Genomic DNA, 22,994 nt, shown 5'->3' with positions numbered 1-22,994 from the left:
GAGAATGTCGAGATCAGAAGATCTTGGCGAATTCGTCGACGTTCTTCGCGTCATAGACGAAGGGATCGGCCATGGCGGCTTCACCATTGTCGCCGACCTTGATCTTGCCCATGCGGCCGACATTGATCTCCGAACCCGGCTTGCCGTCGGTCTCCTTCTTGACGAGGCGATAGGCGATCTGCGTCGCGGAGTAACCGAGATCAATCGGGTTCCAGATCGCGAACTGCTTGGTTGCGCCCGAGTGGACCGCACCCGCCATCTCGGACGGCAGGCCGAGGCCGGTCACGTAGACTTGGCCGATCTTGCCGGCATCCTTCACAGCCTGCGAGGCCGCGAGCACACCAACGGTCGTCGGAGCAACGATCACCTTCACGTTCGGGTGGGAGGTGAGAAGGCCCTGGGCTTCGCGATAGCTCTTGTCGGCCAGGTCATCGCCATAGACGGTCGTGACGAGGTTCAGCCCCGGATATTTCGGAAGCTGCTTCTTCATCTCGGCAATCCAGGTGTTCTGGTTCGTCGAGGTCGAGGTGGCCGACAGGATGGCGAAGTCGCCCTTGCCGCCCGGCAGGTGATCGGCTGCGAGCTTCAGGCACATATTGCCGATGAGCTCGTTCGACGACGGATTGAGGTGAAGAATGCGACCGTCCTTGTTGACGCCGGAATCCCAGGAGATCACCTTGATGCCGCGCTGTGCCGCCTTCTTCAGCGCCGGAACGAGCGCATCCGGATCGTTGGCGGAAACCGCGATCGCATCGACCTTCTGGGCAATCAGGGCATTGATGACTTCGATCTGGCCTTCGGCGGTCGTGGTGGTGGGGCCTGTATAGATGATGTCGACGCCGCCGAGCTCTTTCGCCGCTTCCTGAGCGCCCTTGTTGGCCGCCTCGAAGAAGCCGTTGCCGAGGGACTTCACGACGAGACCGATCTTGATGTTTTCGGCGCTTGCGGCGCCCGTGAGAAGGGCGAGGCCCAGCGCGGTCCCGACAGCGAGTTTCGCGAATAATTTCATGTTTTCTTCCTCCCTTGTAAACACCTCCGGCAGACTTCACGCTGCCGATGAGGATTCCGTTGGCTGCTCAGCTGCCGAGACATTGGCAACGATCAGCTTGATGCCCGCCTCCTCGATCATCCCCCTGGCCGTGTCCGGAATGCCATCGTCGGTGATCAGCGTAGAGACACGATTGAGCGGGCAGAGAATGAGACTGGAGCGGCGCTGGAACTTGGTGGAATCCACCATCAGTACCAGCTCATCGGCTTGGTTGATGAGCTTCTGCTCGGCTTGAATGATCAGGGCATCCTGCTCCATCACGCCAAGGGGGCCGACGCCTTGAGCGCCCATGAACATGCGCCGCGCATAGAAGTTGCGCGTCACGTCGTTGTCAAAGGGCGAGAGAATGATGCTCTGATCGCGATAGACAGAGCCACCCGGCAGCATCACCTGGTTTTTGGAATGCTTGATGAGGTGCTCGGCAATCGCGAAGGAATTGGTGAAGACCTGCATCCGGCGGGCAGTCAGATAATGCACCATCTGGAAGGTGGTCGTTCCGCCATTGATGATGATGGCGTCACCATCATGACAGAGGGCCACTGCCTCGCGGGCGACGGCGCGTTTCTTGGCGGCGTTTTCGCCTTCGGAAATCCGGAAGGGCTTTGCGGCCAGCGGACTGATCTGCTGCGGGTGAAGAGCTTCCGCCCCGCCGCGCACGCGGCGGAGGCGTCCCTGGACATGAAGGGCCGCGATGTCTCGGCGGATCGTTGCCTCGGAGGCTTCCGTCAGCTCCATCAGATCCTGGATGGTCGCGACCGGCCTCTCCTGAACGAGGCTGAGAATGATCCGATGCCTTTCACGTTCGTGCATTATTCCTCACAGAGCGCCCTAGAACCAAGCAAGATCACTAAGAGGCCATCAAATCCGCTTAAAAATCAATCCTAACGTCCCGGAGATTTGGAGCATCGTCAATCATTTCCAATCTTATCCCTTCGTATTATGATCAGTTATGATCGATTTTGAACGGTTTTGGTTGACAAGATAGGAGGCCTCGCCAATGCTCTTTGCCTCAACGTGAGGCACCGTGAGCCCACTTTCAGCTTGGCAGGAGAACAACGTGGATACTGCGACGCAAACCGTGGAGCTGCTCGACAACAAGTGGGATGACGCGAAGGCGGCCAGCCTCGACGAGCCCGGCCTGCTTCTCTACCGCTCCAATCTGCTCGGCGCCGACAAGCGCATTACGAACTATGGCGGCGGCAACACCTCGGCCAAGGTGATGGAAACCGATCCCCTTACGGGGGAGAAGGTCGAGGTTCTCTGGGTGAAAGGCTCCGGCGGCGATGTCGGCACCATCAAGCTCGACGGTTTCGCGACCCTGTACATGGACAAGCTGCTCTCGCTGAAGTCCCTCTACAAGGGCGTCGAGGACGAGGACCGCATGGTCGGCTTCCTGCCCCACGCGACCTTCAACCTGAACACGCGCGCAGCCTCCATCGATACGCCTCTGCACGGCTTCCTGCCCTACAAGCATGTCGACCACATGCATCCGGATGCGATCATCGCGATTGCAGCCTCCAAGAACTCGCGCGAACTCACGCAGGAAATCTTCGGCGACGAGATCGGCTGGCTCCCCTGGCGTCGCCCCGGCTTCCAGCTCGGTCTCGATCTGGAGGCTTTCGCCAAGGCCAATCCCCACGCCAAGGGCGTCGTGCTCGAAAGCCACGGCCTGTTCACCTGGGCCGACAACGCGAAGGATTGCTACGAGCTGACGCTTCGCATCATCAATCAGGCCATCGCATGGTTCGCGAAAGAAACGTCCGGCAAGCCGGCCTTCGGCGGCGCAGTGACCACGAGCCTTTCCCGCGAGGAGCGCCGCAAGATCGCGGCTCGCCTGATGCCCGAAATCCGCGGCAAGATCGGCCAGGCTGAGCGCAAGCTCGGACACTTCGACGATCAGGACGCGGTGCTCGAATTCGTCAATTCCGCCGACCTCAAGCCGCTGGCTCATCTCGGCACCAGCTGCCCGGATCACTTCCTACGCACCAAGATTCGGCCGCTCGTGCTGGACTTCGACCCCGGATCGCCGAACATTGACGCCGTGGTCGCCAACCTCGACGCGGCGTTGGAGGCCTATCGCGCCGACTACACGCGCTACTACGAGCAGAGCAAGCATCCGAACAGTCCGAAGATGCGCGATCCGAATCCGGTGATCTTCCTGATCCCCGGCGTCGGCATGCTCTCCTTCGCCCGCGACAAGGCCACGGCCCGCATCGCCAGCGAGTTTTATGTGAATGCCATCAACGTGATGCGCGGCGCCTCCTCGGTCTCCCAATACCAAGGCCTGCCCGAGCAGGAGGCATTCGACATCGAATACTGGCTGCTCGAAGAGGCGAAGCTCCAGCGCATGCCCAAGCCGAAGAGCCTTGCGGGCCGCGTGGCCTTCATCACCGGCGGCGCGGGCGGCATCGGACGCGCCACGGCCGAGCGGCTGATGGCCGAGGGCGCCTGCGTGGTTCTGGCCGATATTGATCAGGAATCTCTCGACGGCACGGTCGACGATTTCAGCAAGCGCTTCGGCCAGGACGTGGTGCGCGGCATGAAGCTCAACGTCACGAGCGAGAGCGAGGTTCTTTCCTCCTTCATCGAGGCGTCGGTCGAGTTCGGCGGCATCGATATTCTGGTGTCCAATGCTGGCATCGCCTCCTCGGCTCCCGTCGAGGACACCGATCTCGCCATGTGGAACAGGAACATCGACATCCTGGCGACCGGCTATTTCCTCGTCTCCCGCGAGGCCTTCCGCCTGTTCCGCCGCCAGAAGCTCGGGGGCAACATCGTCTTCGTGGCGTCCAAGAACGGCCTCGCCTCCTCGCCGAACGCGTCGGCCTATTGCACGGCGAAGGCCGCCGAGATCCACCTCGCCCGCTGCTTGGCGCTCGAAGGCGCGGAGGCCGGTATTCGCGTCAACACGGTCAACCCGGATGCGGTGCTGCGCGGGTCCAAGATCTGGTCGGGCGAATGGCGTGAGCAGCGTGCAGCCTCGTCGAAGCTCGCCGTCGACGAGCTTGAGGAGCATTACCGTAAGCGCTCCCTGCTGAAGCTGAACGTCTTTCCGGAAGACATCGCGGAAGCCATCTACTTCCTCGCCTCCGACGCTTCGGCAAAGTCCACTGGCAACATCATCAATGTGGATGCCGGCAACGCCATGTCGTTCACGCGTTAAGATCAGGCCGGGGAGGAAACCATGTCAGAACAGAAAATCCGGGCCGACATCATTGCTACCGATAACGAGAAGCGCTCAAGCGCTCTGAAGGCCGATTACGATGCTCTCGGGGCAAAACTCTCCCGCGACGGCATCGATATCGATGCGATCACGGAAAAGGTCGGGACGTTCTTCGTGGCCGTCCCCTCCTGGGGTGTCGGCACGGGCGGAACCCGTTTCGCCCGTTTTCCAGGCATCGGCGAGCCTCGCAACATCTTCGACAAGCTCGATGATTGCGCGGTCATCCACCAGCTGACGCAGGCCACGCCGACCGTATCCTTGCATATCCCATGGGACAAGGTGGATGATCCGCGTCAGCTGAAGACCCGTGCGGATGCGCTGGGTCTCGGCTTCGACGCCATGAATTCCAACACCTTCTCCGATGCGCCCGGACAGGAGCACAGCTACAAGTATGGCTCTCTCAGCCACACGGATGCGGCGACACGCCAGCAGGCTATCGAGCACAATATCGAATGCATCGAGATCGGCGAGGCCATCGGATCCAAGGCGCTGACAGTCTGGATCGGCGACGGCTCGAACTTCCCGGGCCAGACGAACTTCACCCGGAGCTTCGAGCGTTACCTCGCCTCCATGAAGGCGATCTACAAACGGCTTCCAAACGACTGGCGCATCTTCTCCGAGCACAAGATGTACGAGCCGGCCTTCTACTCGACCGTCGTGCAGGATTGGGGCACCAACTACCTGATAGCCACAGAGCTCGGCGAGAAAGCCTATTGCCTTGTGGACCTCGGCCACCATGCGCCGAACGTCAATATCGAGATGATCGTCGCCCGCCTGATTCAGTTCAAGAAGCTCGGCGGGTTCCACTTCAACGACTCGAAGTACGGTGACGACGATCTCGATGCGGGCTCCATCGATCCCTATCGTCTGTTCCTCGTCTTCAACGAGCTGGTGGATGCCGCGCACCGAAGGGCGGAGGATTTTCACCCCACTCACATGATCGACCAGTCGCACAATGTGACGGACCCGATCGAAAGCCTGATCCGCAGCGCCAACGAAATTCGCCGCGCCTATGCGCAGGCGCTGATCGTGGACCGGAGAGCGCTGGAGAGCTATCAGGAAGCCAACGATGCGCTCATGGCATCCGAGACGCTAAAACTTGCCTTCCGCACCGATGTGGAGCCGATCCTCGCCATGGCTCGCCTGAAGGCCGGCGGCGCCATCGATCCCATCGCGGCCTATCGGGCGAGCGGCTATCGCGAGAAGGTGGGCAAGGAGCGCCCTGCAGTCGCTGGAGGCAGTGGCGGCATCGTCTGAGGTTGTATATCAGCAGGTCAGGAATGGTTCTTATAGGCCCGGGCAACAACCCGGGTCTTCTGTTTTGTGGTCTCATGCACATTCGCTGATAATGGTCGAAATTCCGGCTCGGGCAGCATTGCGCCATTCGTCTGCCTTGAAGAGTACTTTTCGGAGCGAGGCTATGATGCCGCCGAGGCAAGCCGCATCTGGCGTCCGCGCTAGAGGATGTGTTGACAGACTCTACTTAGCAGTAGGAATAATACTGCGCATATAACGTGATCTGCAAAGGACAGGGGCGACCTCGTTCCCGGTTCACAACCGAAAAGGGGCACCCAAGTCCTTTGTAGCTCCCGGGTGACCGGCGGCACAGGGATTGGTGCGCTGCCCTGAAGATCAGAGCTCCGATGGGGCCGTCCATATCTGGGAGACATAATGAACGCCCTCTCCTCTTCCTCTCCTTCCATCATCGGCGTCCAAGGAACCGGCATTGTGCGTGCCGCCGTCATCGGCGCGGGATCCATGGGATCCGGTATCGCCGCACAATTTGCGAATGCCGGCATTCCCGTGGATCTGCTCGACATTCGAGGACCGGACTCGTCTCCCAACAGCCCAGCTGAGGCAGGAATCGCACGTCAGCTGAAGGCGAACGGCTTCATGCATCCTGATGCTGCCAAACTCGTCCATGCCGGCAATATCGATGATGATCTTCAACGCCTGTCAGAAGCCGACTGGATCATCGAGGCCGTTGTCGAGAAGCTCGATGTGAAACGCGATCTTTACCGCAAGATCGACAGCGTCAGGAAAAAGGGGTCGATCGTTTCCTCCAACACCTCCACGATTCCCCGTTCAGACCTGATTGCAGAACTCAAGGACTCGTTCGCGGCCGACTTCCTGATTACGCATTTCTTCAATCCGCCGCGCATCATGCGGCTCGTCGAGATCGTCAGCTCCCCAGAGAACTCAACCGATCTGGTGTCGCGCGCGAAGGCGGCGTCGGAAGTCATTCTCGGAAAAACCGTCGTCGATTGCCACGACACGCCGGGCTTCATCGCCAATCGCATCGGCTGCTACTGGCTGGCCGTGGCTGCCCTCGAAGCGAAGAGCCTGGGTCTGACCGTTGAGGAGGCGGATACGGTGATGGCGGCTTTAGGCATGCCGCGCACCGGCGCTTTCGGACTGCTCGACCTCATCGGTATCGATCTTATCCCGCATGTGTGGGGCAGCCTCATGAGCGCCCTGCCCGCTTCCGACGGCATCCACGCCTATGATCTTCCTGCGGATCAGATCGTCCAGGGCATGATCGCGGCAGGACAGCTGGGTCGAAAAGCCAAGGGCGGCTTCTACAGGGTCAATGCCGACAGATCGCGTGAAGTGCTGGATCTCTCGTCAGGTCTGTATCGCCCCGAGGCGCCGGTCGACGCCGCTTCGCTACCTGGTAAGGGCCGCGATCCTGCGGCCCTTCTGCAAGCAAGTGATCCTCGCGGTCTCTACGCTTGGCGGGTGTTGTCCCGCCTCGTCGCCTATACAGCTCATGTCGGCCCGGAGATTGCGAAAGACGTTGCAGCCATCGACGCAGCCATGGAACTCGGCTATGCTTGGCGCGAAGGTCCGTTCAAGCTTGCCGAACGTTGCGGTCTGGCAATGCTCGTGGAACGCTTACTTCAGGACGGGCAAGCCGTACCCTCCCTTCTTGCTTCTGCTATCCATAACGAGGGCTTCTACGACAAGAACACAGGATTGGCGCTGCGCACCGATGGCACATGCGCGCTGCCGACGAACAAGACCGGCCTTCTCACATTGGCGGGCCTCAAGTCACGCCGGCTGAAAATTCTCGGGAACGAAGGAGCCTCGCTCTGGGATGCCGGCGACGGCATAGTCTGCCTTGAAGTCCATACGAAAATGAACAGCCTGACCCCTGCCGTGTTCGATGCGCTGGAGGCAAGCCTCGACAAGGTAGCCGCCGAGTTTCATGGTCTCGTTATCGGCAACGACAACCCGCGCGCCTTCTCGGCGGGCGCTGATCTGTCGTATTTCGTCGATCTCGTGCGCAAGGAAGATTGGGCTGTGCTGGAGGCCTTTCTCTCAAGGGGGCAAGACCTCTTCCTGCGGATGAAATATGCGCCCTTCCCCGTCGTGGCTGCCTCAGCCGGACTCGCGCTCGGCGGCGGGTGCGAGCTGATGCTTCATTGCGATGCTGTTGTCGCTCACGCGGAGTTGGCCGCAGGACTTCCGGAGACGAAAGTGGGCATCGTGCCAGGCTGGGGAGGATGCACGCAGCTCCTGTTGCGCGGGCAGGAGCGAGCCAAGAATGCAGGCGATCCTGTTTCTGTCGCGACAACGGCATTCGAGACTATCCTCACCGGAAACCCCTCGTCCTCGGCTCTCGATGCCTGGGACAGAAGATTGCTGTGCTCAAAAGATGGCATCGTCATGAACCGCGATCACCTGCTCGGCGCGGCGATCCGGCGCGCAGCGTCGATGGCGAATGCCGGATACCATGCGCCCAACCGCTCGACGATTGTGCTGGCCGGTCCGTCCGGCAAGCGCATGCTCATGAATCCTATCGAGCAGCGCCGAGAAGCCCTTCGCTTCACTGAAACCGATATGGCAGTTGCCGAGTCTCTCGCCTCTGTTCTCACAGGCTCGAACAGCAGAAGCGGCGCCGCGTCCGAGGCGGACGTGCTGACATTGGAGCGTGAGGCGGTGATCGCTCTCGCGAAGATGCAGGCCACGCGGGAGCGCATCGAGCACATGCTGGCAACCGGCAAGCCGCTGCGCAATTGACCTGCGTGTTATTTCAGGAGACCGGAGCTGTCGATGCTCCGGCCTCATCGTCCATATTCTGCCCTCGATAGCCTCCGGGCCTGCAAAGAGCCGGATAGAGCCGCGCCATCTCACCCATGAGAAACTTCGCAGGCACGTCAAAGAACGTGCCGTGATTGACGACGTAATCCATGAACACCCGCCCTTCTCCATCGAAAGGTTGGAATAAGGCATCGCGTGTGCCATCGAAGGCGAGCGGCTCGACGCCGAGCTTGGCGCAGAGGCTCGCATTGAAGGTCGGCGTCGCCTTCAGCCAGCGTCCGCCGAGATGAACCTCGACATAGCCGTGATACGAAAACACGTCGGTGCCGACGGCCTCCAGCAGACGCGGCGTCGAGAGATGGTTGCGCACATCGGATAAGCCAATACGCGCCGGAATTCCGGCAGCGCGGCAAAGCGCGGCGTAAAGAGCGGCCTTGCCGACACAATAGCCGCGCCCCACCGCCAGAACGCTGCTCGCCCGGAAGCTCCCGTGGTCGGTGTAGTCCACATAGGGATCGTAGCGGATTTCGTCGCGCACCGCTTCATACAGCACCTTCGCACGCTCGGCGTCCAAGACAAGCCCAACGGTCAGCCTCTCGGCGTGTTCCCGGATCGCAGCGTGATCACTATCCACATATTCGGCCGGGCTGAGATAAAGACGCTGTTCGGTTGCGTTCATCGCGCGGTTCCTCTCCTCCCGAGACAAGAGCCGTCAGGAAGCCCGGCTGGCGGATTTCCGAGGTTGTTTGGGTGAGGCAGGTGCATTCGCAGTAGCGAGCCTCATCCCAGCCTTACCGGCTGTCCTTCTTCTCGTCTGACCAGCACCACCAACAACACCGTTGACGAGCAGGTCGATCATCTGGTCCGCGAGTTCCTGCGGATTGAGCGGCCCACGCGGGTCGTACCAGCGCGCGATCCAGCTCAACGCACCCGCGGCGGCGAAGGCCGCGATCTTCGGATCGCAAGGGCGGATGGAGCCGTCCTCGATACCCTCCGCGATGACGGAGCGGAACCGCTTGTCGATCCGCCCTTTCAACGCACGCAGCTCCTTGCGCGTGCCCGGCGGAAGCGGATCCTCGCCCACGAGGATCAGGCAGCGGCCGAAGTCTTCGGTGACGATCTGTACATAGACCCGCCAGAGCGCGATCAGCTTGCTGAGGCCGGTGGCATTGGTTCCCTCGATCTGGGCCGAGGCATCCTCCAGCATTTCCAGGCCGATGCGGACGCATTCGAACAGGATCTGATCCTTGTTCTTGACGTAGTAGTAGATCGTCGGCTTCGTGACGTTCAGGCGCTCGGCCACATCGTCCAGGGAAGTCTTGTGGAAGCCGTTTTCATTGAAAGCCTGAGCGGCAGCACGCAGCACGGCATCGCGCTTGACTTCGCGCTCCTTCTGCCGGTCGGCGGGCTTTTTCCAAGGGGATGCCGTCATTGGGTTCCTAAGTGATAAGGGGGCGTCACCGCCCGCCCATGTAAAGGCCGCTCGGCAGGACGTCCAGGGCAGGCGTGCCGCTCATTTCATGTCCTTTAGGCTCTCTCGATTGCCAATGCGATGCCTTGGCCGCCACCGATGCACATGGTGATCAGGCCGTAGCGCCCACCCGTTCGGGCGAGCTCGTAAGCCGTCTTGACGGTGAGGATAGTACCAGTAGCTCCTACCGGATGACCGAGGGCAATAGCTCCCCCGTTCGGATTGACGCGCTCGGGGTCGAAGCCGAGTTCGTTCGCCACGGCGCAGGCTTGGGCCGCGAAGGCCTCATTAGACTCGATGACATCGAAGTCGCTGATCTTCATTCCTGTCCTCTCAAGGAGGTTGCGGACGGCCGGAACCGGTCCGATGCCCATCTCACCAGGCTCCACGCCAGCATGCGCGTAGCCGACGATCCGGGCGAGCACATTCCGTCCTTCGCGCCCCGCCCGGCCCTCCTCCATCAAAACGACAGCGGCCGCGCCATCGTTGATGCCGGAAGCATTGCCGGCCGTCACCGTTCCGTCCTTTCGGAAGACGGGACGCAGGGACGACAGGCTCTCGCGGGTCGTTTCGCCTTTGGGATGCTCGTCGGTATCGAAGGAAACGATCTCCCGCCCCTTTCGCACTTCGACCGGAAGGATCTGATCCTTGAAGCGTCCTTCCTTGATCGCGACTGCAGCACGACGCTGGCTTTCCGCTGCAAATGAATCCTGGCTGTCGCGGGAAATCTGCCACTTGGATGCAACGTTCTCCGCCGTGATGCCCATGATGCCGTTGCCGAACGGATCGGTGAGGATACCGGTCAGGTGATCCACGACCAAGGCGTCCCCCATCCGCTGACCGAAGCGCGCGGTATGCAACAGGTGCGGCGAGCGGCTCATCGCCTCCGCGCCACCCGCCACAGCTACCTCCGAGTCGCCAAGCATGATGGATTGTGCAGCCGACACGATGGATTGGACACCGCTGCCGCACAGGCGGTTCACGGTCATCGCCGGCACCTCGATAGGAATGCCGCCCTCGATGGCCGCGACACGGCCGAGATAGGCATCCTTCGGCTCGGTGATGATCACGTTGCCGAACACCACGTGATCCACATCGACGCCTTCGAGCCTGGCTCGCTTCAGCGCCTCTGCCACGCAGAGCGCACCGAGCTGGGTGGGCGAATGGTTGGACAACATGCCGCCGAACGTGCCGATGGCGGTCCTGACTCCCGATGCGATGACGACGCTGCGTGCCATCCTGAAAACTCCTCGAACCTGCTTGTCTTATTCAGCCGCCACAGCGGGCGCCTCTCTGTAGAGCCCTTCGATCTCGGCGGCATATTTCCGGTAGATGTTCGCGCGCCGGACCTTCATGGTGGCGGTGACTTCATCGTCGTCGTGATCCAGCTCCTTCGTGAGGAGATGGAATTTCTTGATCTGTGCCACGGGTGCGAGCTGCCTATTGGCCCGCTCGACCTCCGCATCGATCAGCTCGCGCACGCGCCCGTTCTCCGCGAGGCTCTTGTAGTTCGTGAAGGGCACCCGGTTTTCCTCTGCCCACTTGCCGACGGTTTCCGCATCGATCTGGATCAATGCAGCCGGGTAACGGCGCCCCTCGGCTATGACGATGCACTCCTTGATGAAGGCGCTGCTCTTGACCGTATTCTCGATCTCGGACGGGCTGAGGTTCTTTCCGCCGGCAGTGATCATGATGTCCTTGAGCCGATCCACGATCTTGACCTGACCGGCCTCGATCCTGGCCACGTCGCCCGTGTGCAGCCATCCGTCACGGATCGATGCGCGGGTCGCTTCCTCATTGCGGTAATAGCCCTCGAAGACCATATCGCCGCGCACGAGCAGTTCTCCATCTAGGCCAATATCGACCTCTGCTCCATGAACCGCCGGACCGACGGCACCCGGCAGGAGAGCGTCGAGCCGCTGCCCCGTGACCATGCCGGAAGTCTCGGTCAGGCCATAGACTTCGATGAGCGGGATCCCGAGCGTGCGGAAGAAACGGACGATTAGGGAGGAAATCGGCGCCGCACCGGTGAGCGCCACTCTGGCTCGCCGCAGGCCGATGAAATTCTGCAGCGCCCGGAAGACCAGGAGATAGCAAATCCCGAACACTAGCTTCTCACGTAAGCTGCGGTCGGCGGCTGCCTTCTCGGCGAAGGGTTCGCATAGGGAGACTGCTTTTTCATAGAGCCTGCGGCGAAAGCCCTTGGCCTCGATCATCTTGATATGGATGGCCGAATGCAGCTTCTCCCAGATCCGAGGCACGCCGAGGAACAAGGTTGGCGCGATCTCGCGCAGATCCTCTTGGACAGTGCGGATGGATTCGCCGAAACTCACGCAAGAACCGGCCTGGAGGGGCGCCATCACCGTCAGCATCTGCTCGGCCACATGGCACAGCGGCAGATACGACAGGTTAGTGGTATCCTCCGTATAACCGAGCCGCTCGATCACGCCAGCAGCCTGCGCACGCATGTTGCGATAGCTGAGCATCGCGCCCTTCGGCTTTCCGGTTGAGCCGGACGTGTAGACGATGAGCCCGATATCGGTGAGGCTTTGCCCAGCGAGGCATGCGTCGATTAGGTCCGGACGGTCCTTTTCGTAAGAAGCGCCCTTTTCGAGAACCCCTTTGAATGTCGAGAGCTTGTCGTTCTCATAGTGACGCAGGCCTTTCGGGTCGATCACCACGATGCGCCTGAGCCTCGGCAGCTCCTCCAGGCACTCGAGCACCTTGTCGGTCTGTTCCTGATCTTCGCAGACCACCACCTCCGCGTCCGAATGGCCCAGAACATATGAGACCTCGTTGGCCGGACTTGTGGCATAGACACCGATGGTCACGCCGCCCACGAGACCAGTGCCAAGCTGGGCAATCACCCATTCGGCCCGGTTCTCCGACAGAATGGCCACATGCCCGCGCAGCTCCAGACCCAATGACGCGAGCCCCAGTCCGAAATGCCGCGCCCGATTATAGTAATCGGCCCACGTGATCGGCTGCCAAATGCCGAAATCCTTCTGCCTCAGGGCAATGCGGTCGGGCATGCGTTGGGCATTATCCCGCAGGAGCTGCGGAAGGGTCATGCTGTCGCGGTCGAGAACTTGCGGCATCGTGGTCCTCATGACAGCCAGCGCTTGCGGCGCTTGTAATGCTTCACATCCCGATAGCTCTTGTGGGTCCCGCCTCCGCCTAGGCCGAGATAAAACTCCTGCACGTCCTGATCCTTGACGAGCCGTTCCACCGGCCCGTCGATGACGACCTTGCCCATTTCCATGATGTAGCCGTAGCTCGCGACAGAGAAGGCGACGGCGGCATTCTGTTCAACGAGCAGCATGGAGACGCTCTGCTCCGCGTTGATGCGCGCGATGATGGTGAAGATTTCCTCCACGAGCTTCGGCGACAGGCCGAGCGAGGGCTCGTCGAGAAGAATGAGCTTCGGCTTCGAGATCAGCGCCCGGCCGATCGCGAGCATCTGCTGTTCGCCGCCGGAGAGATAGCCGGCAAGCCCCTTCCGGCGTTCGTAGAGACGCGGAAAATAGGAATAGACGAGATCGAATGGCGTGATCGGCAGGCCGCGTCCGGAGAGCGAGAAGGTGGCGGCGGTGAGGTTTTCCTCTACCGTCAGATCCTCGAAGATGCGGCGCCCCTCCATTACATGAAACAGGCCACGCCGCACGAGACCGTGCGGCGTGAGTGTCGCGATATCCGCTCCGTCGAACTCGATCCGGCCTGCGGTGACGGCTCCGTCCTCCAGTTCAAGCAAATTCGAAACCGCCTTGAGCGTGGTCGACTTGCCCGCTCCGTTCGAGCCCAGAAGAGCGACGATCTCGCCCTTCGGGACCTGCAGGGACAGGCCGCGGAGAACCTGGATCGTCCGGTTATAGACGACCTCGACATTGTTGACGCTCAAGAGGATCTCCGCGTCCATGGGCTCTACTTTCCGAGCTGGATCCAATCGGAGGCCGGGAGCATCTGCTTCTGTTTGGCATCGAAGCGATAGATGCGGCCGACCGGCACGGAATTGCCGGGGATGGAGATCGGAACACCGAAGATGCCGCCCGTGTCGAAGTCCTTGATGGAGTTGAGCGAGGCCTTCATGTTTGCACCCGTCAGCTCCTTGCCAGCATCGAGGGTGCGCTTCACCGCTTCCGTCATCAGCATCGCCGTCACGAAGCCCTGCATATAGGCCGTGGACTGATACTCGGGCCGCATCTGCCGAATCTTGTCCAGCATCGGCGCGGTGCCCTCCTTGTCATAGTAGTAGCGGTAGGGCATCACCCCCATGAAGCCGTCGGCCGCCTCGCCCATCTTCTCCACCATGGAATTATCCATGGACCAGAAGGTGCCCATGAAGCGGCTCTGCATGCCCATCTGCTTCGCCTGCTGGATGAATTCCGGGATCGGCGCGAGTACGTAGCCATGGAAAATCGTGTAGTCGGGCCGCGCGCGGCGCAGCTTCAGCACTTCCGTGGACACGTCAACGCTGCCCGGCGGCGTCACGATCTTTTCGACCACCTTCAGCCCGAGTTCCGTGGCGAGCTTTTCGCCCGGTGCGATGGGATCGCGCCCGAATTCGGTGTCGGAATAGACGAAGGCGATGCTCGCTCCCGGCTTTTCCTTGGCGATGTGGCGCATGAGGATGCCGAACATCTCCGTGTAGTCCGGGCCCGGCAGGAACTGCAGCGGGAACTTCTTCGGGTCGTTCAGCTCCGACGCGAAGGAAGCGCCGGCCATGATCATCGTGCCCTTGCGTTCGAGCTCAGGATTGATCGTCTTCGCGAAGCCCGTGGAGTCGCCGTAATAGAGCGAGACCTTCTCCTGGCCGGTGATCTTGTTGAAGGCCGCTACCGAAGCATCGACCTTGTAGCCGGTATCTTCGGCCACGTACTTGATCTTGCGGCCTTTGATGCCGCCAGCATCATTGACGATCTTCAGGTAGTCCTGAATGCCCGCATGAATGCCGATGCCTGCGAAGGCGAAGACGCCGGTGAGCGGGATCGATCCGCCGAGGACGATCTCCCCGTTCTGTCCTTGAGCCCTGGCTTCGACCGCGCCGAGCGCAAGTCCGGCCATCGCCGCTCCTATAAGACTTCTCCGCGAGAACGTGAGTTTCATGTGATTTCCTCCCGATAGTCTTTATGTTCTGAAGGGCCATAGGTGGAAGAAACGTCGGATCCGTTGCCAGATTTCGGCAAGGCCCTGTGGTTCGAAGATGAGGAACCCGACGATCAGAGCACCGAACACGATGGTTCGGATTGGAGCGAGCAGGCTGAGCGCATCCGGCACCCAGGGCGCGATCCAGCCGACCAAGAGTTTGAGAACCTCCGGCACCAGGGTCATGAAGGCAGCCCCGAGGATGCCGCCCAGGATAGTCCCCATGCCGCCGACGATGATGGCCGCGAGATAGAAGATCGAGTTGATCAGCGGGAAGCTCTCAGGCGTCACGACGCGGAAGAAGTAAGCCCACATCCCACCCGCGATGCCAGCATAGAACGACGAGAGAGCAAAACTCGTCAGCTTGGTCCGGAGCAGCGGAATGCCAAGCACTTCCGCCGAGATGTCCCGGTCGCGCACGGCAATGAAGGCACGCCCCACGCGGGTTCGGAAGAGGTTCGCGGCCCCCAGCACCATGAGTGCAGTCACCGGAATGATGAGCCAATAGAGCCTCTGCGGCTGGTCGAGCGATAAGCCGAAGAAGCTTGCAGGCGGCATCGAGAGGCCACGCGTTCCGCCGGTAAGCGGCCAATGCGCGAACACGAAGTGCAGGATCATCGATGCCGCGATAGTGGCAATCGCGAGATAGAGGCCCTTCACGCGAAGGCTCGGAATGCCGAACACCACGCCGACCGCTGCAGTTGTTCCACCCGCCAGCAGCAGGTTGATGAAAAACGGTGTGCCGACGCGGGTTTCGAGCACCGCGACCGTGTAGGCTCCAACGCCCATGAAGGCCGCCTGCCCGAGGCTCACGAGGCCCGTATAGCCCGTGAGGATATTGAGCCCCGTCGCGCTTGCCACGTTGATGGCCACGAGGCAGGCTAGATAGACCCAGTACGGGCCTGCTACGAAGGGGAAGATCACGAGCCCTAGCGTGAGGAGGCCGAGCCAGATCCACTGCACCTTCGTGTCGAACAAGGCCTCGTCGGCAGCGTAGGAGAGTTTTAAGGTTCCAATACGCATCAGAGCCTCTCGATCTCATGGCTGCCGAAAATGCCGTAAGGCCGGATCATCAGGATCAGGATCAACAGGCTAAATGTGGCGAGAAGCTTGTATTCGCCACCGAGGAAGCTGCCGGCGAGCGCTTCGACCAATCCGATGATAAGTCCACCGACCAGCGCGCCTGCGACGGAGTCGAGGCCCCCGACAATGACGACCACGAGCACGGATAATCCGAAGATGCCCATGGTGGGCGAAATGCCGCCGATGGCCCCGACGATCACTCCCGCTCCAGCTGCCGTGGCGCAGGCCGCCATCCAGGACAGCGAGAAGACACGCCCCACATCGATTCCCATGGAATAGGCAGCGCCCTGGTCACGCGCCGTTGCGCGCAGAGCGACGCCTCCTCGGGAAAATCTGAGCGCCACAACCGCTCCGGCAATGAGAAGAGCGGCGACGAGCGCACCATAGGCGACCTTCGGCGCGAGATAGGCCTCGCCCAGGAAGATCGGCGTGTTGGGAATGAACTCGGGCAAACGCAGCGGATCGGCTCCCCAGGCGAGTTCGACGATGCCGGCCAGGATGGAGCCCAACCCGATCGTCACCATGAAGACCGAGATGGAACTTTCGCCGAGCATCGGGCGGATGAGGGTGCGCTCCACCACTACGCCCAAGCCGGCACCGGCGAGAATCGTCAGCGGAATGGCGGCCCAGATTGACAGACCGGCTCCCGCGACCAGTCCGAAGAATACATAGCCGCCGAGCATGAGGATCTCGCCGATGGCGAGATTGACCACGCGGGTCGCCTTGTAGATCAACACGAAGGCGACACCAGTGAGCGCGTAGAGAGCGCCTGCCCCCAGACCGGCCAGAGCAACTTCGGTCAGATAAAGCCAATCCATTACGCAGCCTCCGTCTTGCGGATGCGCTGCGCGAGATCGCCCGAGCCGAGATAGGCGCTGATGACAGCGGGATCGTTCTGCACGTCAGCCGGGCGCCCCTGCGCGATCACTTGACCGAAATTGAGGACGACCACGTGATCGGAGATATCCATCACCATGCCCATGTCGTGCTCGACCATGAGGATGGTGATGCCCCACTCTTCCTTTACGTCCAGGATGAAGCGGGCCATGTCCTCCGTCTCCTCCCGGTTCATCCCCGCGACAGGCTCGTCGAGCATGAGAATGCGGGGGCGCATGGCGAGAGCGCGAGCAAGCTCCACGCGCTTCTGCAAGCCATAGGGAAGCGCCGCGACGGGTGCGTGGCGGATATGCTGGATCTCAAGGAAGTCGATGATACGCTCCTCGACCTCGGCCCGGAGCTCCATCTCTTCCCGATGCGCCCGCCCCCGGTAGAACAGCGCGTCGAGAACATTGGTCTTGAGATGCGCATGGCGACCCAACTTGATGTTGTCGAGCACTGTCATGCCCCGAAACAGGGCGATATTCTGGAACGTCCGCGCCAATCCCCTTTTGGCCCTCGCGGGCGGCCGCTCGCGGCTGATGTCCTCACCTTCGAAGATGATCCGGCCCTCGGTCGGTCTGTAGAAGCCCGAGATGGAATTGAACATGGATGTCTTGCCCGCACCGTTCGGCCCGATGAGGGCGGTGATAGAGCCTTCCTGCACCTCGAACGAAACGCCGGAGAGCGCGCGCAGTCCGCCGAAGGACAATGAGAGCGCGTCGACTTTCAGGATCGGAGCATCGGTCTCACGCGACGATCGGTTGAGGCCGCCTGACATGCTCTAGTGTCCCTTGAATTGCGCCGGAGTCTTGTTGAGAAAGGCGGAGACGCCTTCCCGGAAGTCGTGTGTTCGCGAAAGCGCCTTGAAGGCCTGGCGTTCGGCGTCGAGCTGGGCGTCCAAATCCCTGTGGAAGGCCGAGGTCAGCAGATCGCGGATGCGGTGATAGGCAACCGAGGGTCCTGACGCGAGACGTGCGGCAAGCCGGGCACATTCGCTGTCGAGCTCCGCCTCCGGAACCACCCGGTTGACGAGACCGAGCCGAAGCGCTTCCGACGCATCGATGGTGTCGGCCAAGAGCGCAAGTTCCTTCGCTTTCCTCAGGCCCACGATGCGCGGCAGGTGATAGGTGGAGGATCCATCAGGGCTTACGCCGATACGCGCATAAGCCAGCGTGAATTTCGCGGTCTCAGTCGCAATGGCGAAATCACATGCCAGCGCGAGGCTAAAGCCCGCCCCCGCCGCCGCACCATGAACGGCGGCAACAGACGGTTGCGGAAGATGGTCGAGCAGCCGCAACGCCTCATGGAACGGGGTGATGATCTCGTCGATCGCCGCCTCGGGATCGCCGCCCCCAAACCGTCCGACGTCCCCACCGGCGCAGAACGCCCGCCCCTCCCCACGTAGTACGATGGCGCGCACGTCCGAGCGGCTCGCGATGACTTGAAGAACATTCAGAAAAGCTCTCGCCGCGCCTGCGTCGAGGGCATTGAGCACCGACGGGCGGTTGAGCCTGATCGTTGCGACAGCGTCGGCAACGGACAAGGTGATCGAGTCAGAACTCTGCACCACCAGCATTTCCTCCCTAGGACGCACCGGCATTCGCCGACGCTCCATCTGATGGCCGGATATGCTCTTAGGCGGCATTCTCGGCTTCTCGTTGATGGACCAACAGTGAATTGATCTACTCTCAAATCGTATTCTTACCCGCGAGTAGAAGTCAACATGCCTCCCCTCCTCCGAGAGATGAAGCATACCGGGCAGGACTCAGGATCCTTTGACTCCGAAAGCGACTTCCTTGTTTTAGCTAAGAGAGGGATGCTTGACGGAAAAGAAGCTCGGTGCTTACCTTTTAGTCATGAAACTACCGCCGGGTAGATAACAAAATAATTTCGGGAGGATGGACGCCGCAGCCCTGTCGGATGGCCGGCCACGCCGAGCACATCGGCCGGATTGGCCTGGGTGCGCGAAATCACATCGAACGATCGCCCCTCTTCGGCCCGCCAGCAACTGCCTGTCTCCTCGCGCGATGGAAGGAACGCTCATGACCTACCGCTCATCCTGGATGACCGGCGAACTCGATATCTTTCGGGAGACGTTCCGGCGCTATCTCTCCACCACGCTCTCTCCGCAAGCGGAGCGATGGCGCGCCTCCAAGATGATCGACAGGGACGCATGGCTGGCTCTTGGAGAAATGGGTGCGCTTTGTCCGGACGTTCCGGAAGAATATGGCGGCCTCGGCGGTACCTTCGCCCATGCGGCGGCCGTGATCGAAGATCTCGAGTATGGATTGCCCGAGATGGCTCTGCCCGTAGCCGTGCACAATGCCATCGTAGCGCAATACGTCATGCATTTTGGTTCGCACGAACAGAAGCAGCGCTGGCTGCCCGGATTGGTGACGGGCAAGCTCGTCGGTGCGATAGCCATGACGGAGCCGGGCGGCGGCTCCGATCTTCGGGCGCTTCGCACCCGCGCCAACCGCGACGGCAATGCCTATGTGCTGAATGGATCGAAGACATTCATCACGAATGGTCAGATCGCGGATCTCATCATCGTCGCGGCGAAGACCGATCCGGAGCAGGGCACGAAGGGCATCTCGCTCCTCATGCTGGAATCCGAGGGCAGCGATGGCTTCAGGCGGGGCCGAAACCTCGACAAGATTGGCATGCATGCCTCGGACACGTCGGAGCTCTTCTTCGACAACGCCTTTGTGCCGGCCGAAAACCTCCTCGGCAGCGAGGAAGGCCGCGGATTCTATCAGATGATGGAGATGCTGCCCAAGGAGCGCCTCGCCATTGCGGTCTCAGCGGTTGCATCCATCGAGCGCATGATCCAGCTGACAGCGGATTACACGAAAGAGCGCGAGGCGTTCGGCAAACCTATTATGGAGTTTCAGAATACGGCCTTCGTTCTGGCTGAGCGAAAGAGCGAGGCTCTGATCGCTCGCGTTTTCCTGGACTGGTGCATCGAACGGGCCATCAAAGGCGAGCTTGATCAGGTATCCGCCTCGATCGCCAAATACTGGACGACGGACAAGCAGTGTGAAACCGCCGACGAATGCCTGCAGCTTCATGGCGGCTATGGCTACATGAACGAGTTCGAGATTGCCCGGCGCTATGTGGACGCGCGCATTCAGCGCATCTACGGCGGCACGAACGAGATCATGAAGCTTCTGATTGCCCGTTCTCTTTAGGATGAGAAATTATCGATCCGCTGCTGTCGCGTAGGATGCAGCTTTCAGAGAGGAGTGCTGCGAAGCGTAAGCCGAGATCGATCCTGTCGATACGGGATCGGCGACACTAGGCGGCACAGGATTGCTCATCGCAGTCCGGAGCTGTCGCAAAAGACCTTTCCGCTTGGCTTCGTAGTAGTATCCGCCAGCATAGAGGGCGACAGCTCTATCCTGATTACCGCCAGCAACCCTATAGGCATTCGCCAGATACGGGACTGCATAGGTCAGATTGGTATTGGCATCGAGCAGTCCTGATGCAGGGCCTGTGTAGCCCATGCCGCGCGCCGTATCGTAGCGGATCTGCATGAGGCCCCAATAGATCCGGTTCTTTGCCTGAGCGTTGTAGCCGCTCTCTCGTTTGATGATCCTATGCACCAGTGTTTCCGGCACTCCATGGGCCTTGGCGTGTTGCGCCACAAGAGCATCGATGGCGGCACGGTCGGAGGCGAGAGCTGGCTGGACACAAGCGATCACAGCACAGCCCATAACGAAACGAGCGATCATGGCATCCCCTTATCTGAGGAAACCATTCTCCGGGCAAACGTGGCAATAAGGCGTCAGCTTGGCTGTAAGGCTTGAAACCATCAGATATGAAGTAACAGATCAAGTCCTGTCAGCAGCTGCGAAGACCACTCAAAACTCACTCGGCGTTCCTGCTTGTTTCAAGTATCGAGCCGAATTCGTGTAGAGTATCGACGCCTCCTCCTGCCCGTCTCTTCTCAGGAATCCAGTCATGAAGATCTTCGACCTTACCGGTCGCCTCGCCCTCATCACCGGCTCCTCCAAGGGGATTGGTTACGCCATCGCTCGTGGTCTCTCGGAAGCCGGCGCAACCGTCGTCCTGAACGGCCGCGATCGTGAGCAGTTGGAGAAAGCCCGTGCAATGCTGTCTGCAGAGGGGCACGAGATTCATGCACGCTCCTTCGATGTCACTGATTTCAGGGCAGTCGAGGCGGCTGTCGCCGAAATCGAAGCAGAGATCGGACCGATCGAGATTCTCGTCAACAATGCGGGACTTCAGCACCGGGCTCCGTTGGAGGAGTTTCCCGTTGAAGCCTGGGAACGATTGAAGGCCACCAACATCGACAGCGTTTTCTTCGTCGGGCAGGCGGTGGCCAAACGCATGATTCCCCGTGGCCACGGAAAGATCATCAATGTCGCCTCGGTACAATCCGAACTCGCGCGCCCCGGAATTGCACCCTATACGGCCACAAAGGGTGCTGTGAAGATGCTGACCAAGGGAATGGCGACCGACTGGGCGCGGCATGGCTTGCAGGTCAATGCGCTTGGCCCTGGCTACTTTAAGACTGAACTCAACGCCGCTCTCGTCGCAGATGCCAACTTCAGCGCTTGGCTTGAGAAGCGTACGCCCGCAGGTCGCTGGGGGAATGTGGATGAACTGATCGGCGCCGCCGTGTTCCTGGCTTCCGATGCGTCGAGCTTCGTCAACGGCCATGTCCTTTATGTCGATGGCGGCATCACTGCCAGCCTTTGACATCTGGAAAGAGCCGAATTCTTGAGGTGCCATGCACCACTTCACCTCCGGCGAGTTCTACGTCATCTAAGACAGCCCCCGCGCAAGATCACTACAGGCTCCCGGAGCTGCCCCGTCAACGCGGTGGTTCCAGGGCCTGTTCGACATATTGGGAACGAAGACATCCGGTATGGAGATGCCTCCTAACTCTACTTAACCGTGGCGGTTCGCGTAGCGGCGCTTCTTGGTGAGGTTCTTCTGCCCCTCGTGTGTCTTGGCAGGCGCAATGACCTCCCGATAGCGACGGGTGTGCTTTTTGAACGACGGTCTCATGCGAGCTTTACCGGCCATGCTTTGCCTCCTGCCATCATGTTGGCGAGTGGAAGCATGAAGCCATATTCGCCCGCCGTCTACACCTCATCCCGAATAGGTACAGCATGCCGACCCGCCTTGTGCACGTGAAGCCCCATCCCGAGGCCGATCTCGGCAACCTCGACCAAGTGCTGCCCGAACCGCAGCCCCCCATCACAGGCACCGTTCGCGATAGGCTCGCCTGCTCCCTCACGTGTTTTCGCACGCTGAACGGATCTGATCCCTGTGAATCCCGTGGAGAACGGGGATAAGGCGAGCCATTGTCATAAGTCCTTGATCCCCAAAGGCCAGAACACGTTCTCGATCTGATGATAAAAAACCTAGGCAGATCCGGGGGCGCAGGAGAAAAACGATGCGCCATCATTTTCACTGCACGGATGGCTGGGAGCTAATCCTGGACCTCCGCGGACGTTCGATGAGAGCCGATGGCGATATCGGCAAGCAGGCCGAAGCCGTCGCCCGACGCCTCATGGCGGAAGTCCTTATCTCCGCCGACTGGTCTCGGTGGCTCGTATGCGTCCACAATCATCTCGGCGAGCAGATTGCAATTGTCCCCTTTCCGGTTCCACGGCGGATTTCTGTGCCTGCCGTGCCATTACCGGTGACGGTATCCGCGCATTGCAATGCCTATTGCTGAGGCCTGTGCCACGACCCATCCCCTCGCCGCCCCCCACAGAGCGTCAGGCTCCGAAGCCCCTGCCCTGCGAGTATCTGCGCAGCCTCAGCGGGCCGAAGAAGTGGCGAGACGACTGCTAACGCCTCAGACGCCTCACATTCGCCCGCACACGTTTGCGGTAGCCCTTGACGACCTTGTGAGCCGATCCACCGGCGGCCATCGTTGCAGAAGCCTCAGCAAAGGCTGCAACCTTCTCCGTTACCATCAACATGGATTCGGCAGGCGTGCCTCGACCAAGAGCGATCTGAGTCAGTCGGGTCCAGATGACGATCTGAGACTCAACAGCCAGCCTGTTCGTCTCCGTGGCCAATTTCATCCATGAAAAAAGCATCAATGCCCCATTCCGATTGCT

At 60.6% G+C, this 22,994-nt stretch carries 20 protein-coding genes; 6 read left to right on the top strand and 14 right to left on the bottom strand.

Annotated features, from left to right (window positions below; genetic code table 11):
• Nucleotides 1-13: 13 nt before the first annotated feature.
• Both rhaS and ACUXUR_RS20050 read right to left on the bottom strand, forming a co-directional pair.
• On the bottom strand, nt 14-1,009 hold the full coding sequence (gene rhaS / locus ACUXUR_RS20055; protein ID WP_445504126.1) for a rhamnose ABC transporter substrate-binding protein: 996 nt from the start codon (nt 1,007-1,009) through the stop codon (nt 14-16).
• Between the two features lie 36 nt (nt 1,010-1,045).
• The gene (locus ACUXUR_RS20050) at nt 1,046-1,858 is read right to left on the bottom strand and encodes a DeoR/GlpR family DNA-binding transcription regulator (RefSeq protein ID WP_445504125.1); all 813 of its coding nucleotides are present in this window, start codon (nt 1,856-1,858) and stop codon (nt 1,046-1,048) included.
• Nucleotides 1,859-2,105: 247 nt separating this feature from the next.
• On the opposite strand from ACUXUR_RS20050, the gene ACUXUR_RS20045 reads away from it, so the two are divergent.
• From ACUXUR_RS20045 to ACUXUR_RS20035, 3 genes are all read left to right on the top strand, one after another.
• Nucleotides 2,106-4,211 carry a bifunctional rhamnulose-1-phosphate aldolase/short-chain dehydrogenase gene (locus ACUXUR_RS20045; RefSeq protein WP_445504124.1) on the top strand — a complete coding sequence of 702 codons (2,106 nt, stop codon included), beginning with the start codon at nt 2,106-2,108 and terminating at the stop codon, nt 4,209-4,211.
• A gap of 21 nt (nt 4,212-4,232) precedes the next feature.
• Complete coding sequence (gene rhaI, locus ACUXUR_RS20040) at nt 4,233-5,528, top strand: L-rhamnose catabolism isomerase (RefSeq protein ID WP_445504123.1); 1,296 nt, start codon at nt 4,233-4,235, stop codon at nt 5,526-5,528.
• A 414-nt stretch (nt 5,529-5,942) separates the two neighbouring features.
• Nucleotides 5,943-8,294, top strand: a complete 2,352-nt coding sequence (locus tag ACUXUR_RS20035; RefSeq protein WP_445504122.1) for a 3-hydroxyacyl-CoA dehydrogenase/enoyl-CoA hydratase family protein — start codon at nt 5,943-5,945, stop codon at nt 8,292-8,294.
• Between the two features lie 13 nt (nt 8,295-8,307).
• Here the strand turns inward: ACUXUR_RS20035 and ACUXUR_RS20030 are convergent, their stop codons facing one another.
• From ACUXUR_RS20030 to ACUXUR_RS19985, 10 genes are all read right to left on the bottom strand, one after another.
• The gene (locus ACUXUR_RS20030; RefSeq protein ID WP_445504121.1) at nt 8,308-8,994 is read right to left on the bottom strand and encodes a transglutaminase-like domain-containing protein; all 687 of its coding nucleotides are present in this window, start codon (nt 8,992-8,994) and stop codon (nt 8,308-8,310) included.
• A gap of 33 nt (nt 8,995-9,027) precedes the next feature.
• Nucleotides 9,028-9,747 carry a TetR/AcrR family transcriptional regulator gene (locus ACUXUR_RS20025; protein WP_445504120.1) on the bottom strand — a complete coding sequence of 240 codons (720 nt, stop codon included), beginning with the start codon at nt 9,745-9,747 and terminating at the stop codon, nt 9,028-9,030.
• Nucleotides 9,748-9,842: 95 nt separating this feature from the next.
• The gene (gene bktB, locus ACUXUR_RS20020) at nt 9,843-11,024 is read right to left on the bottom strand and encodes a beta-ketothiolase BktB (RefSeq protein ID WP_445504119.1); all 1,182 of its coding nucleotides are present in this window, start codon (nt 11,022-11,024) and stop codon (nt 9,843-9,845) included.
• A 27-nt stretch (nt 11,025-11,051) separates the two neighbouring features.
• On the bottom strand, nt 11,052-12,884 hold the full coding sequence (locus ACUXUR_RS20015; RefSeq protein WP_445504118.1) for an AMP-dependent synthetase/ligase: 1,833 nt from the start codon (nt 12,882-12,884) through the stop codon (nt 11,052-11,054).
• A gap of 8 nt (nt 12,885-12,892) precedes the next feature.
• Entirely contained in the window at nt 12,893-13,702 is an 810-nt protein-coding gene (locus ACUXUR_RS20010; protein WP_445504117.1) for an ABC transporter ATP-binding protein, read from the bottom strand.
• Nucleotides 13,703-13,707: 5 nt separating this feature from the next.
• Complete coding sequence (locus tag ACUXUR_RS20005; protein WP_445504116.1) at nt 13,708-14,889, bottom strand: ABC transporter substrate-binding protein; 1,182 nt, start codon at nt 14,887-14,889, stop codon at nt 13,708-13,710.
• Nucleotides 14,890-14,910: 21 nt separating this feature from the next.
• Nucleotides 14,911-15,951 (bottom strand): branched-chain amino acid ABC transporter permease, encoded by a 1,041-nt coding sequence (locus tag ACUXUR_RS20000; RefSeq protein WP_445504115.1) that lies wholly within the window; start codon nt 15,949-15,951, stop codon nt 14,911-14,913.
• Nucleotides 15,951-16,829, bottom strand: coding sequence for a branched-chain amino acid ABC transporter permease (locus tag ACUXUR_RS19995; protein WP_445504114.1), 879 nt, complete (start codon nt 16,827-16,829; stop codon nt 15,951-15,953). The genes ACUXUR_RS20000 and ACUXUR_RS19995 overlap by 1 nt, the downstream gene beginning before the upstream one ends.
• Nucleotides 16,829-17,668 carry an ABC transporter ATP-binding protein gene (locus tag ACUXUR_RS19990; protein WP_445504113.1) on the bottom strand — a complete coding sequence of 280 codons (840 nt, stop codon included), beginning with the start codon at nt 17,666-17,668 and terminating at the stop codon, nt 16,829-16,831. The genes ACUXUR_RS19995 and ACUXUR_RS19990 overlap by 1 nt, the downstream gene beginning before the upstream one ends.
• Nucleotides 17,669-17,671: 3 nt before the next feature.
• Nucleotides 17,672-18,490, bottom strand: coding sequence for an enoyl-CoA hydratase/isomerase family protein (locus ACUXUR_RS19985; protein ID WP_445504112.1), 819 nt, complete (start codon nt 18,488-18,490; stop codon nt 17,672-17,674).
• 442 nt (nt 18,491-18,932) lie between these two features.
• Here ACUXUR_RS19985 and ACUXUR_RS19980 point away from each other — a divergent pair, with 442 nt between their 5' ends.
• On the top strand, nt 18,933-20,081 hold the full coding sequence (locus ACUXUR_RS19980; protein WP_445504111.1) for an acyl-CoA dehydrogenase family protein: 1,149 nt from the start codon (nt 18,933-18,935) through the stop codon (nt 20,079-20,081).
• 9 nt (nt 20,082-20,090) lie between these two features.
• Here ACUXUR_RS19980 and ACUXUR_RS19975 read toward each other — a convergent pair whose 3' ends face one another.
• Nucleotides 20,091-20,624, bottom strand: coding sequence for a transglycosylase SLT domain-containing protein (locus tag ACUXUR_RS19975; RefSeq protein WP_445504110.1), 534 nt, complete (start codon nt 20,622-20,624; stop codon nt 20,091-20,093).
• 229 nt (nt 20,625-20,853) lie between these two features.
• Here ACUXUR_RS19975 and ACUXUR_RS19970 point away from each other — a divergent pair, with 229 nt between their 5' ends.
• Complete coding sequence (locus ACUXUR_RS19970; protein WP_445504109.1) at nt 20,854-21,615, top strand: SDR family oxidoreductase; 762 nt, start codon at nt 20,854-20,856, stop codon at nt 21,613-21,615.
• 192 nt (nt 21,616-21,807) lie between these two features.
• Here the strand turns inward: ACUXUR_RS19970 and ACUXUR_RS19965 are convergent, their stop codons facing one another.
• The gene (locus tag ACUXUR_RS19965; RefSeq protein WP_445504108.1) at nt 21,808-21,945 is read right to left on the bottom strand and encodes a hypothetical protein; all 138 of its coding nucleotides are present in this window, start codon (nt 21,943-21,945) and stop codon (nt 21,808-21,810) included.
• A 373-nt stretch (nt 21,946-22,318) separates the two neighbouring features.
• Between ACUXUR_RS19965 and ACUXUR_RS19960 the strand changes: the two genes are divergently transcribed.
• The gene (locus ACUXUR_RS19960) at nt 22,319-22,603 is read left to right on the top strand and encodes a DUF6894 family protein (RefSeq protein WP_445504107.1); all 285 of its coding nucleotides are present in this window, start codon (nt 22,319-22,321) and stop codon (nt 22,601-22,603) included.
• Nucleotides 22,604-22,994 lie beyond the last annotated feature (391 nt).

It is taken from the genome of Microvirga medicaginis (assembly GCF_052658925.1).
Note: the sequence above shows the minus strand (reverse complement) of the source record. Positions and strands in the feature narration are given on the sequence as shown.

What these genes read in the sequence shown, in the direction of transcription:
- ACUXUR_RS19980 (WP_445504111.1), top strand. Translation starts at nt 18,933, where the DNA reads ATGACCTACCGCTCATCCTGGATGACCGGCGAACTCGATATCTTTCGG.
- ACUXUR_RS20010 (WP_445504117.1), bottom strand. Translation starts at nt 13,702, where the DNA reads ATGGACGCGGAGATCCTCTTGAGCGTCAACAATGTCGAGGTCGTCTAT.
- ACUXUR_RS19985 (WP_445504112.1), bottom strand. Translation starts at nt 18,490, where the DNA reads ATGCCGGTGCGTCCTAGGGAGGAAATGCTGGTGGTGCAGAGTTCTGAC.
- ACUXUR_RS19975 (WP_445504110.1), bottom strand. Translation starts at nt 20,624, where the DNA reads ATGATCGCTCGTTTCGTTATGGGCTGTGCTGTGATCGCTTGTGTCCAG.
- bktB (WP_445504119.1), bottom strand. Translation starts at nt 11,024, where the DNA reads ATGGCACGCAGCGTCGTCATCGCATCGGGAGTCAGGACCGCCATCGGC.
- ACUXUR_RS20005 (WP_445504116.1), bottom strand. Translation starts at nt 14,889, where the DNA reads ATGAAACTCACGTTCTCGCGGAGAAGTCTTATAGGAGCGGCGATGGCC.
- ACUXUR_RS19965 (WP_445504108.1), bottom strand. Translation starts at nt 21,945, where the DNA reads ATGGCCGGTAAAGCTCGCATGAGACCGTCGTTCAAAAAGCACACCCGT.
- ACUXUR_RS20035 (WP_445504122.1), top strand. Translation starts at nt 5,943, where the DNA reads ATGAACGCCCTCTCCTCTTCCTCTCCTTCCATCATCGGCGTCCAAGGA.
- ACUXUR_RS19970 (WP_445504109.1), top strand. Translation starts at nt 20,854, where the DNA reads ATGAAGATCTTCGACCTTACCGGTCGCCTCGCCCTCATCACCGGCTCC.
- ACUXUR_RS19960 (WP_445504107.1), top strand. Translation starts at nt 22,319, where the DNA reads ATGCGCCATCATTTTCACTGCACGGATGGCTGGGAGCTAATCCTGGAC.
- ACUXUR_RS20025 (WP_445504120.1), bottom strand. Translation starts at nt 9,747, where the DNA reads ATGACGGCATCCCCTTGGAAAAAGCCCGCCGACCGGCAGAAGGAGCGC.
- ACUXUR_RS20050 (WP_445504125.1), bottom strand. Translation starts at nt 1,858, where the DNA reads ATGCACGAACGTGAAAGGCATCGGATCATTCTCAGCCTCGTTCAGGAG.
- ACUXUR_RS19995 (WP_445504114.1), bottom strand. Translation starts at nt 16,829, where the DNA reads ATGGATTGGCTTTATCTGACCGAAGTTGCTCTGGCCGGTCTGGGGGCA.
- ACUXUR_RS20015 (WP_445504118.1), bottom strand. Translation starts at nt 12,884, where the DNA reads ATGCCGCAAGTTCTCGACCGCGACAGCATGACCCTTCCGCAGCTCCTG.
- ACUXUR_RS19990 (WP_445504113.1), bottom strand. Translation starts at nt 17,668, where the DNA reads ATGTCAGGCGGCCTCAACCGATCGTCGCGTGAGACCGATGCTCCGATC.
- ACUXUR_RS20030 (WP_445504121.1), bottom strand. Translation starts at nt 8,994, where the DNA reads ATGAACGCAACCGAACAGCGTCTTTATCTCAGCCCGGCCGAATATGTG.
- rhaI (WP_445504123.1), top strand. Translation starts at nt 4,233, where the DNA reads ATGTCAGAACAGAAAATCCGGGCCGACATCATTGCTACCGATAACGAG.
- rhaS (WP_445504126.1), bottom strand. Translation starts at nt 1,009, where the DNA reads ATGAAATTATTCGCGAAACTCGCTGTCGGGACCGCGCTGGGCCTCGCC.
- ACUXUR_RS20000 (WP_445504115.1), bottom strand. Translation starts at nt 15,951, where the DNA reads ATGCGTATTGGAACCTTAAAACTCTCCTACGCTGCCGACGAGGCCTTG.